Below are 10,040 nucleotides of genomic sequence, written 5' to 3'. Positions count from 1 at the left end.
AGATAAAGATACTAATTCTTGCAGATATAAACAAGAAATAATCAAACTAATATATTGTCAATCAAATAAATGAAATGCTTTTAAGGATAGACTAACTAAAAATAAAATATTATAAAAATTTATTTTCGACAAAATTTGACTAGTCAATGCATATAATCGACAAAATTTTGCATTACTTACAGATTTACCTTTTTTAGTCGCCTTTTTTTACATAAAGTTGAGTTGTTAAATAATATCCGGTTTTTCTTGCTTCCCTTCAATACGCTTTATCTCTTTGTCGAAATCAGATTCAAACAAACGGTCTTGTATGATACGGTATTTCTCAAATTCGCTTTCTGCAAAGTTTTTTGCCATCAGAGCAGTAACTTTTCCACTGTTTTGCAATATTTCCCGGTCGGCAACTTCTAAAAACATGTCAAGACGTTTTGCCCAATCTTCCATTGTCATAGGAATATGCCTTTGTGCTCGGTCTTCCGCTAAATCTAAATAAGCGTTGACAATACGTCCTAATGATTCTAATTCAGTTTCGTTCAAGTAGTTTTTGGCAATGGAAACATCCGTTTTGACTATTTTACCATCGGGACTTTTTTCCCATGAAGTCAATCCCATGTGTTCTTTTTCAGCGTTAGCTCTTGATACAATGATTTCGGCAGCAGTATGACCGTGTACTGCGTAATGCAACTTGTTTTGAACTTTAGCGAAAAACTCTTTTGTGGTAACTGCATCTTTGTTGTAATCCATTGCTGTAGCATAAATATCCGTTATTTTCTGATAAAAACGGCGTTCACTCAACCGGATTTCCCGGATTTCGGCAAGCAAGTGTTCAAAGTAGTCTTCGTTAAGAAACGAACCATTCTCCATGCGTTTTTTGTCAATGATATAACCACGAATAGCATAATCACGCAAAACGGATGTTGCCCATTGCCGGAATTGGGTTGCTCTTTGTGAATTAACGCGATAACCAATCGAAATAATGGCATCAAGGTTATAAAACTTAGTATTATAGTTTTTCCCATCTGCGGCAGTTGTCAAGAAATCCTTGACAACTGAATTTTCGCCCAACTCCCCATCTTGAAAAATATTCTTCAAATGCAAACTGACATTTTGCTTTGTTGTTTGAAAAAGTTCGGCAATCAGGTTTTGTGTTAACCAGACTGTTTCATCTTGCACTCGTACTTCAATCGTATTTTCTCCTGATTGGGTAGTAAATACCAAAAATTCGGCAGTACTATTTCGTATTTGAAATTTCTTTTTCTTGGTCATTATTATAATTCTTCTAAATCAAGTAAATACCAGTGATAATATTGTCTTGCCATTTCAAAATCAGTTAATCCAACTTCATCTCGGTCTTTCCATATAACTTCCTGCTTTTCTAGTTCAGCTTTCGGATAGACTTTGAAAATGGCGTCAACAATATAATCTTTATCGAGTATAGAAACTAAATATTTATATGTTTTTTCGTTAAAATCTCCATCACGATATTCGTCATCTCCCATAGCTCTAAACCGAGGCAAATAAGTTCTTAAAAGAAATATAGATTTTTGAGGATTTTCGTCTATTAATTTATGCATATACTTGTTAAATTCATCTCTCCCAAATCCTTCCCAGAATTTGCAAATCATATATGATTCTTCTGGAAATGCTTCAAAAATATCTTTTTCATCTGCTTCTTTCAAAATCCGCTTAAGTAATATTTCCCAAATTTCTTGGAATATCTCTTTCGTAAAAATATTATTTGGTTCCTCTTCTTTAGGATTTAGCCATCTCACAATATCGAATGTAAATTCTAAAGGTATCGATTCATTAATAATCTCTTTAGAAAATGACAGTTGCTCATCTGGGTTGTTATGCTTCTTTATTACCTGATAAATAAAGATGGCTAATTGTCCTTTTGGCGATTGTGATTCAAATAAATAATTTTGTGGATTGAGAGGGAATAGTTCTGTATTTACAACCAATATTTTCACTAACTTCTTTGCTATATCCCAATGTAAATCAGCTTCAACATTTCTTAATTTATAAATAAAATTATCTGCTGAACTATTTTGTATTAATAGTTTTATATCATCAATTATTTCTCTTTCCGACATTGTGGAAAGATTAGAAACAAGTTGTTCGAATGAAATATCGGATATTTCCCCTTTAATAACAGAATAGGTAAAATATCGATTAAAATATTTCTGAGAAGCAATGCGCTTATTCTTATACCACCCTGTAATTTTCCAATCAGGATACGATATGTTTTTATAGGCAGTTTCTAATAGTGGAAACAGTTCCGTTAATAGCTCTATAATTGATTCTTTTTCTTTATTACTAAAATTAGTACATAGATTATCAATCTCTTTTTTAACAAGTTCTTTCTTTTTTTCATCATCCCTATTTAACAAGTGGCTAGGAATAAAGTAAACAGGATTTTCTCGTATAAATTTATAAATATAAGGATAAACAATTTTAATAGCTTCTATTATCATTAAATCTACCATATTTGCTTCTCCCGCTAATAACGGAATTGAAAATGATAGAGAATTTGTGTATCTAACAACCATGCGTGGCGTATCAAATTTGTTCAAGAGGCTGGTTGTAAAGAGAGACACAAAGCGTCGACCTTCACCCTCAGGCAATTCAATATTATACACTTTATAAATGCCATTAATCATTTCAAAGCAATAATCTCGAAGAGCTTCCGGCTGTGCTTTTGGAATTGTCAAAGGAACCTGTATTATCTTTTCAAGAAAATTTTTCCCTGATTCTAAATCGCCAGTGCCATATCTCTCTCCTATTGATTTCGATACTACTTCTTCATCAAAAGAAAGAATATAGGTAGTGTTGTAAAAATCCGCTGTTAGTTTTACCAAGCGAAATATAGAATGAATTTCATATTTGTCAAGTCGGTCAATGTCATCAATAAAAATCACAAGCTTTTTATTACTATCTATTATTATTTGTTCGACTCGCTTTTTCAAATCTTCTACATCTATTTCTGCCATTACGCTGCCTATAGAATCGGCAGCCTCACCAATATTTCCACCAATAATAGGAATATCAAATTTTAAAAGTCTGCTATATTTTTTGATAATCTCCCCCACTTTTTCTTTTCCAGTACTAAGATTTTTATCTAATGCGATTGTTAAGACATTAAAAAAGCTTATTAGCAAACTATTTTCATCACTATATCTCCACGGGTTAAATTTTAAACAAATAACATCATTTACTTTTGAAAGTTCTGAATCAATAAAATTTAGCACAGATGTTTTTCCTTCACCCCAAGCACCATAAATACCTATTATAATTCCATCACAGTTCTGTTTCTGAGCAATGGTTTCCGCTATTCGACGTGCAAAATTGTATCGTTGAAATTTGTCTTCTGATTCTATGGATGCAGGTTTATCCGCATGAAAGTCATTATTTATCATCTTTATTGAAATAAAAATTAATTTTTCGTCGAAATCAACAACTCTCTCACATCCACATTCAACGCCTTAGCAATGGAAAACAGTGTTTCAAGCGATGGCTGCGACACATTTGCGCACCAACGAGAAACAGTAGCTTCGTTTTTACCTAATGTTTCAGCAAGCCATTTGCCTGTTTTCTTCCTCTCCACAAGTACGACCTTCAACCTGTTTAATTCCATTTCATTATATCATTGATGTATTTTGCAAATATATTGATTTTTTCCGATACCCACTCTAAAGTACTTCAATTAGTTGATGAAAGAGGAATTTCACTTGAATAATATCCATAAATAATTTGTTTTTTTACTCACTCCCTAATATATTTCCTATAATCAAAATCGTCAGACCCATTACCTGACAAGGCTTGCCTATTATCCTCAATCCTATTCAGAATAGCTATAGCCCGTTCCTCCGCACCATGAATCTGTTTAGTGAATTGATTATAAATATCAGTTCCCTCAATCTTCGGTATGATATAACCGACCTCTTTCTCCTCATCTTTTGTAATTGGTTTACCTTGAAGCGTTTTGACCACTAATTCAAATTCATCAAGTGTTGTTCCTGTGCTGAATTGCGAACGTTCCTTTTCCGTCAGAATAGGAATACTTTCATCATCAAAAGTATCTGGATCAATGTCGGAAGATTCTTCTACTCTCAACGGGATAGACATAAAAGGTTTGTTCTCTTCTATCATCTTGGATTGTAGGAATACCAGTTCTTTCAGTTCAGCTATTTCCTTTTTCAAAAGGTCAGCCTGTTTTATTGACTCTTCTTGTTTAGGTTTTCTTTCATCGGATAGTTTGAATTTTGACTTTCCGATAATATCCGGTATCTGGCTAGGCTTTGAGGATTGTTGATTTTCATCCGCATCTCCCTTTCTTGATTCATATTTCTTCTCAAACCAGTCTTTGAAGATATTCCAGAGGTTCAGACATGCCATAAAGAAACATGCTGTCGCCAACAGAATTGCTTTTATCTTTTCAGCTTCCATGATTACAGCTTGATCGTTTTGATTATCTCCTCAACCAGCAAATCCAAATTGCTGCCATTTAGCAATGGTTTATCAGGAGGAAAGATTGTTGAGAGGAACAGATAGTCATTCCCCTCAATGGATTGTTCCCTGTCATAACGGACACTTTGCGGGATGCGGTTCTCCATAATGGAAATACCTAATCCTAAAATAGCTTCTTCGTAATAATTGAATAGCTCCTTTCTCTCCCGATTCGTTACTCTGTTCCAGAACGGATAGATACCCTTCAATCTAACTTGCGGATTCATAGTTATCATCTCGTTAATAGAAATGATAAATGGTAGGGTACTTTCCATATTAATCCGAGAAGTGGTTATCGGAACAAACAGATAATCCATCTGAAAGAATATCTCAACTACATTTTCATTATTCACTGTTCCCGGCAAGTCGAATAATACCACATCGTATTCTTCCGATTCGCTTTCCAAAAATGCTTTTGCCCTTGCGAGAGCTTGTTCCGGTTCGGTCGGAACGATAGGATAAGTCAGTTTACCTAATTTTGTAAACAGGGATTCCGCTTTCCTTTGATAAAAAGCATTGGTTTGTAATTGTTCCGCTTCCCGCCTCCGCATCTTCTGGATACTCCATTGTGGGAAATCACAATCAATTACAGCAACATTATAGTTTTTCAAATAATGCAGATAACTGGCTATTAAAGTTGTGAAGACGGATTTGCCTGCTCCTCCTTTTTGTGTGCAGAAAGAAAGATACACAGGTCTTGTTTGCTTTTGATTCTCTGAATTGCTCATGATGCTCTTTTTTTAGTTTATACTGTTTCTGAAATGAATTACTTACCGCTCCTTTTTATGGGCTTTTTGATGTTCTCTTCGTAGATACGATTGATTTCATCTTCATAGAGTTCGATATGATGGCTGATGATGTTATCAACCAATCCGCTGACGCTAATCCGTTCATTGCGTATTGAGCGGACAAGGGTTTGAAGAACTTCGTAGTTGTCTTTGCCGATATACAATCCCTGCCGATTACGGAGTTCATTACGGGAAAGAAATACCGATTCATAATCTACCGATTGTCCCCGCTTCTTTTTGGGCGGTTCTTTTGTTTTTTCTTCAATGGAGATTTCCGGTTCTGCGTTCGTTTTGTTTCCGGCAACTTCCAACCGATTTTCTGCCTGTGTGGATTTAGGCATTTCTTCATTGCTACCTGCAACCGCGACTTGACGGATAAATGCACTTGTGTCTATCTTCACACCTGCTTTTTTGTTTACTTGATTATCTTCTTCCATATATGAATGATTTTATGATTGCCCATATTTATACAATTCTTCTTTTATTCATTTAATCAGCTATTCAGGTATCTGTTTCTGATTACTTGAACATTTGCACATCTGTCTATCTGCATACTTATCGCCAAATAGGCAAACAGACAATTTTTCTTGTATCCCGACTTGCATTTTTGCTTTCATGCCACAAAGAAAACGATAAAAGAAAGCTGATTTTGGAATCAAGTATAAGTGGCACTGACTGACCGTTTCTGTCCGCTTATTCTGTTGTGTATAAGCGAAGTTCATCCCCTATCTTTGTCCAACGGGAATGAAAAGCCGGGAGTTATCTATGATTTAAAACTCCCAATAAATGAGTAACCGTTCCGGTTCCTGTGAACGTCCGCCAATGCCGGCGGATTTTATTGTCGTCAGACAATAGCAAGAAGTGTTTTTGTCAGCGAAAAATTCCATTTTCCACCTCCAAAAACATTTCTTGCCCAAACCGAAAGTTTGGGGACGGTTCTCCCAAGTCGAACCTTTTAAAGAATAAACTCAATATTTAATGAACATGGAACATGTTAATAATGGAGCCAGGCGGCTCAAAAAGAAAAGAGGGCGTAAACCTAAAACTGATAAGCAGACTTACCGTCATATGATACGCCTGAATAATAAGGATAATGAACGGTTTCTATCCTTGTTCCGGAAGTCAGGACATAAAAGTAAGTCCCGGTTTATTGCGGATTGTGTACTGAATAATCCGGTAAAAATCGTTTCGATAGATAAATCGGCTATTGATTTTGCCATGTTATTATCTCAGTTTTTTGCTCAATTCCGGGCGATAAAGACAAATTATACTCAGGCTTTTCAAGTCTTGATACAAAATTTAGGAGAAGAAAAAGCACGTTCAATGATGAAAATTATCGAGAAACCAACACTGGATTTTATCCTGATGAAAACTGAAATTGAAGATTTATACATTCAAATTAGGGAAAGATGCTTGCCAAAATAAGTTCGGGTAAATCAGTATTTGGGGTATTAGCCTATAACAAAATCAAGGTGGAAGACAATCAGGCAGATGTATTGTACAGCCAGAAGATGTTTAACCCTCCTGACGGAAAATTTTCCATCCATGATTGTATGGATTCATTTTATCCTTATCTGGCGATGAACAATAGAACTGAAAAGATTGTATTCCATGCTTCGCTCAATCCCGACCCGAAAGATAAACTATCGGATGAGCAGTTATCAGAGATAGCTCAAAGCTATATGGAAAAACTCGGATATGGGAACCAACCTTATATTGTTTTCAAGCATACTGATATAGACCGGACGCATGCACATATCGTATCTCTACGGATTGACGAAATAGGCAAAAAGATAAACGACAGCTATGAAGTAGCCCGTTCAATGAAGATATGTAAAGAGTTGGAACAGGAGTTTAATCTTGTTCCGTTGAAGAAAGGACAGCGTGAAAGTGATACCCCGACAAAGAAGATAGACTACAAAGCCGGAGATATAAAACATCAGATGGGTAATATCGCTAAATCGGTAATGAGCCATTTCTATTTTCAGTCATTTGGAGAATACCGGACAATACTGGAGCAGTTCAATATAACGGTGGAAGAAGTTAAAGGCGAATATAAAAGCAAGCCCTATCAGGGATTGATTTATTCCGTAATAGATGACAAAGGAGATAAAATCGGTGTGCCGGTTAAATCCTCCAAGTTTGGTAAATCGGTCGGCTATGATGCAATGCAAAAGCATTTTGAACACTCCAAATCAGCTATCGAGAAAAACAGGGTAAGGGAAAACCTTCGTCCGATAATTGCCAAAGCGATGAAAGGAGCTAATAATATAAATGATTTTAAGTCGCTATTGAAAGAAAAAAACATCGGAACCATTTTTAGAAAGAATGAACAGGGACGCATCTATGGGGTAACATTTATAGATTATCAGAATCAAGCTATACTCAATGGCTCACGACTCGGCAAAGAATTTTCTGCCAATCAGTTCCAACACTTATTTAATGATTCTCCTGTGAAAGAAGAAAGACTAGAAAAAGAAGTTAACTATAAACCTCAACAGGAAAAGCTGTCTTCCCCTTCGCTGAATTTATCTGGTATTACAGATGCCGCTTCAAGTCTATTCAGTCTCTTTGATATTGAGCCGCAGAGTGAAAATTATGAAGATGTTGCTTTTGCAAAGGAGAAAGAATATGAAGAAAAGCAACGACAATGGAAAGCAAAAAGACGGAAACCGGGTAGACAGATATAAACTCATATGTCAACGCTATTATCAGCTGCACGTATTAATCCATCTTCTGACACGCCGGGCAATAATAAACCGATCCTCCCAAATAAGCTTCTTTTACAATTTCACTACCACAACAAGGGCAACCGTTCTTCCATGTTTTAGCAGAAAGGATAGTTTGGTAACCGCCATTATTTCCGTAAAGATCTGTCTGCGTATCCCGCCCACCCTCAAAAGTCATTTTCTGTAAAGTGTCTTTCAGGGAATTGAATAAGATTTCTTTCTTCGGGTCGGATAATGCCAGTACTTTTTGTTTCGGATTTATCCGTGCATTGAACAGTATATCTTGCGTTACACCGTTGCCAACACCGGGAATGCGTTGTTCGGTGGCAAGGAGAGCTTTGGCCGAAAGTGTTTTCTTTGCTTCTGCAAAAAGCTTCTCGAATTGCATCGGGGTGTAGTGATCGCTCAACGGGGAGATGCTTTCTTTGCTCAGGTTGTAATATTTATTGTCGATAATACCATCGGGATAAGCATTGATAAAACCATACATGGCAACGGTAAAGACAAGGAAAGATTCATCATCAAATGTCAGTAATAGCTGATAGTTGGCAGGTATTTTACTGCCCGGCTCATAGTACCGGGCACTTACACCGTCACCGATATTGATCGTTACATGATCCGACAAGAGGAAATCGACAAACATACCATAGCCTTGCGAGGACAATATGGTTTTGCCTGTAAGCAGTTTGCCGTATTCCAATGGATCGCTGTTGTAGAAGGTAAACTTATGCGGCTTGGTGGCATTGAATACCTGCGTGATTGTTTTTCCCTTCAGCGTGTTGTTTGCCTGCTTGCTGAGGGTGATTACTTCGGGGAGTTCTAACATAATGGCATAACTGTTTTTATTATTATTTTTTATCTATGGGTATATAAACCTCTGTAATCAGCTCCTCTTCTGTCACTTCATCGGGAGTATTCAGATAAACCTCGAAAGAGAGTGGATGTTTCTGGATATACCGGCTATGAGGGAGCCATTGCTCATGGATTGTTTTGTACAATTCCGGCAATTGGGAATAGCTGCCTTGGTGTGTAAAGACAGCATACATACCGCCGGAAATCTCTTGCAAAGTAAATTTACCTTCCGGCATCACACATTGATCTGTTATAAAACCAATGTACAGACGGCGTAAATCGGGCGACGTAATCTGTGGGTTATCCTGACTGATACTTATAAAGTGGTTGTTTGTAGTCTTTAACAAATACTTTTCTTTGTAGCATTTCAGTTGTCCCCAGATAGCCTGATAGGTATGAGCATTTCTGAAAGCGCCATTCACATCCAGACAGATGGTGTTTAGATTATTGATTCGACGAATTTCGGGGGTAGGCAGATTGCTGGGCATCTCCAATGTATTTACCGATTGGTATTTCGTTCGATAGCCTGACATGGAAATACCAAAGTGTTTCTTAAATGCCTTTGCCAAACTGAACTTCGTTTCATAATTCGTTTGCTGTTGTATATCGTTAAGAGACTGATTCGTCGCAATCAACAGATGAGTAACGTACTCCAGTCGCAGGCGTTGAATATATGTGCCGACGTTCTCTCCGGTCGTATTCCGGAATACTTTCCGGAAGTGGAAGAAAGAAAGATTTGCCATTACGGCCAGATGTTCGGGATCAAGATCAGAGAATAGATTTTTGTCAATATACGTTTTAATCCGGCTGACCGCCTTATGATGCTGGCTTTCGGTTTCTTCCTTTTGCCGCCAGCGTTTCAATGTAGGGAGGCGTTTATTCAATAGAGTTCTTAATTCCTGCGGGGTATAGTTCGTATTGGAATACCAGTTGTACTTATCGGTATACTTCACCCAGATATCCACCATTTCGCTCATGGAAATATCAACCGTGTAGCCGCCGTCTTTCAGACAATAATAGCAATACTCGTCGCTATAAGAATGATCGGAATTAGTTCCCAGATATTCTTCCACATCGAAACGGAGAGGCATTCCGCAACTCTGGCAGTATTGTTTATCAGCACGATTCATACTACAAAGATACAATGCCTATTTCGGATATAGTTGTC

The 10,040-nt window shown here is 36.9% G+C and carries 10 protein-coding genes; 2 read left to right on the top strand and 8 right to left on the bottom strand.

Going from position 1 to position 10,040, the window contains the following annotated elements:
* Positions 1-225: 225 nt before the first annotated feature.
* The 6 genes from M2470_RS17980 to M2470_RS17955 form a co-directional block, all read right to left on the bottom strand.
* Complete coding sequence (locus tag M2470_RS17980) at positions 226-1,263, bottom strand: virulence RhuM family protein (protein ID WP_280746350.1); 1,038 nt, start codon at positions 1,261-1,263, stop codon at positions 226-228.
* A gap of 2 nt (positions 1,264-1,265) precedes the next feature.
* Entirely contained in the window at positions 1,266-3,413 is a 2,148-nt protein-coding gene (locus tag M2470_RS17975) for a P-loop NTPase fold protein (protein WP_280746349.1), read from the bottom strand.
* Positions 3,414-3,430: 17 nt separating this feature from the next.
* Positions 3,431-3,631, bottom strand: a complete 201-nt coding sequence (locus M2470_RS17970; protein ID WP_280746348.1) for a helix-turn-helix transcriptional regulator — start codon at positions 3,629-3,631, stop codon at positions 3,431-3,433.
* A gap of 128 nt (positions 3,632-3,759) precedes the next feature.
* Entirely contained in the window at positions 3,760-4,443 is a 684-nt protein-coding gene (locus tag M2470_RS17965; protein ID WP_280746347.1) for a hypothetical protein, read from the bottom strand.
* A gap of 2 nt (positions 4,444-4,445) precedes the next feature.
* Entirely contained in the window at positions 4,446-5,231 is a 786-nt protein-coding gene (locus M2470_RS17960) for a division plane positioning ATPase MipZ (RefSeq protein ID WP_280746346.1), read from the bottom strand.
* Positions 5,232-5,269: 38 nt separating this feature from the next.
* Positions 5,270-5,728 carry a DUF3408 domain-containing protein gene (locus M2470_RS17955; protein ID WP_163631038.1) on the bottom strand — a complete coding sequence of 153 codons (459 nt, stop codon included), beginning with the start codon at positions 5,726-5,728 and terminating at the stop codon, positions 5,270-5,272.
* Between the two features lie 547 nt (positions 5,729-6,275).
* Between M2470_RS17955 and M2470_RS17950 the strand changes: the two genes are divergently transcribed.
* On the top strand, positions 6,276-6,716 hold the full coding sequence (locus M2470_RS17950; RefSeq protein ID WP_280746345.1) for a hypothetical protein: 441 nt from the start codon (positions 6,276-6,278) through the stop codon (positions 6,714-6,716).
* Positions 6,701-7,981, top strand: coding sequence for a conjugal transfer protein MobB (gene mobB / locus M2470_RS17945; protein ID WP_280746344.1), 1,281 nt, complete (start codon positions 6,701-6,703; stop codon positions 7,979-7,981). Before M2470_RS17950 ends, mobB begins: the two co-directional genes overlap by 16 nt.
* 34 nt (positions 7,982-8,015) lie before the next feature.
* Here mobB and M2470_RS17940 read toward each other — a convergent pair whose 3' ends face one another.
* Both M2470_RS17940 and M2470_RS17935 read right to left on the bottom strand, forming a co-directional pair.
* Positions 8,016-8,846 carry a DNA-formamidopyrimidine glycosylase family protein gene (locus tag M2470_RS17940; protein ID WP_280746343.1) on the bottom strand — a complete coding sequence of 277 codons (831 nt, stop codon included), beginning with the start codon at positions 8,844-8,846 and terminating at the stop codon, positions 8,016-8,018.
* A gap of 22 nt (positions 8,847-8,868) precedes the next feature.
* Entirely contained in the window at positions 8,869-10,002 is a 1,134-nt protein-coding gene (locus M2470_RS17935) for a GyrI-like domain-containing protein (RefSeq protein WP_280746342.1), read from the bottom strand.
* Positions 10,003-10,040 lie beyond the last annotated feature (38 nt).

Source organism: Parabacteroides sp. PH5-46, from assembly GCF_029892785.1.
Classification (GTDB): domain Bacteria; phylum Bacteroidota; class Bacteroidia; order Bacteroidales; family Tannerellaceae; genus DFXE01.
This window is presented reverse-complemented; position numbering and strand designations above follow the sequence as displayed.

Coding starts and splice junctions, on each gene's coding strand:
- M2470_RS17950 (WP_280746345.1), top strand. CDS start 6,276: ATGGAACATGTTAATAATGGAGCCAGGCGGCTCAAAAAGAAAAGAGGG.
- M2470_RS17975 (WP_280746349.1), bottom strand. CDS start 3,413: ATGATAAATAATGACTTTCATGCGGATAAACCTGCATCCATAGAATCA.
- M2470_RS17935 (WP_280746342.1), bottom strand. CDS start 10,002: ATGAATCGTGCTGATAAACAATACTGCCAGAGTTGCGGAATGCCTCTC.
- M2470_RS17965 (WP_280746347.1), bottom strand. CDS start 4,443: ATGGAAGCTGAAAAGATAAAAGCAATTCTGTTGGCGACAGCATGTTTC.
- M2470_RS17960 (WP_280746346.1), bottom strand. CDS start 5,231: ATGAGCAATTCAGAGAATCAAAAGCAAACAAGACCTGTGTATCTTTCT.
- M2470_RS17955 (WP_163631038.1), bottom strand. CDS start 5,728: ATGGAAGAAGATAATCAAGTAAACAAAAAAGCAGGTGTGAAGATAGAC.
- M2470_RS17980 (WP_280746350.1), bottom strand. CDS start 1,263: ATGACCAAGAAAAAGAAATTTCAAATACGAAATAGTACTGCCGAATTT.
- M2470_RS17970 (WP_280746348.1), bottom strand. CDS start 3,631: ATGGAATTAAACAGGTTGAAGGTCGTACTTGTGGAGAGGAAGAAAACA.
- M2470_RS17940 (WP_280746343.1), bottom strand. CDS start 8,846: ATGTTAGAACTCCCCGAAGTAATCACCCTCAGCAAGCAGGCAAACAAC.
- mobB (WP_280746344.1), top strand. CDS start 6,701: ATGCTTGCCAAAATAAGTTCGGGTAAATCAGTATTTGGGGTATTAGCC.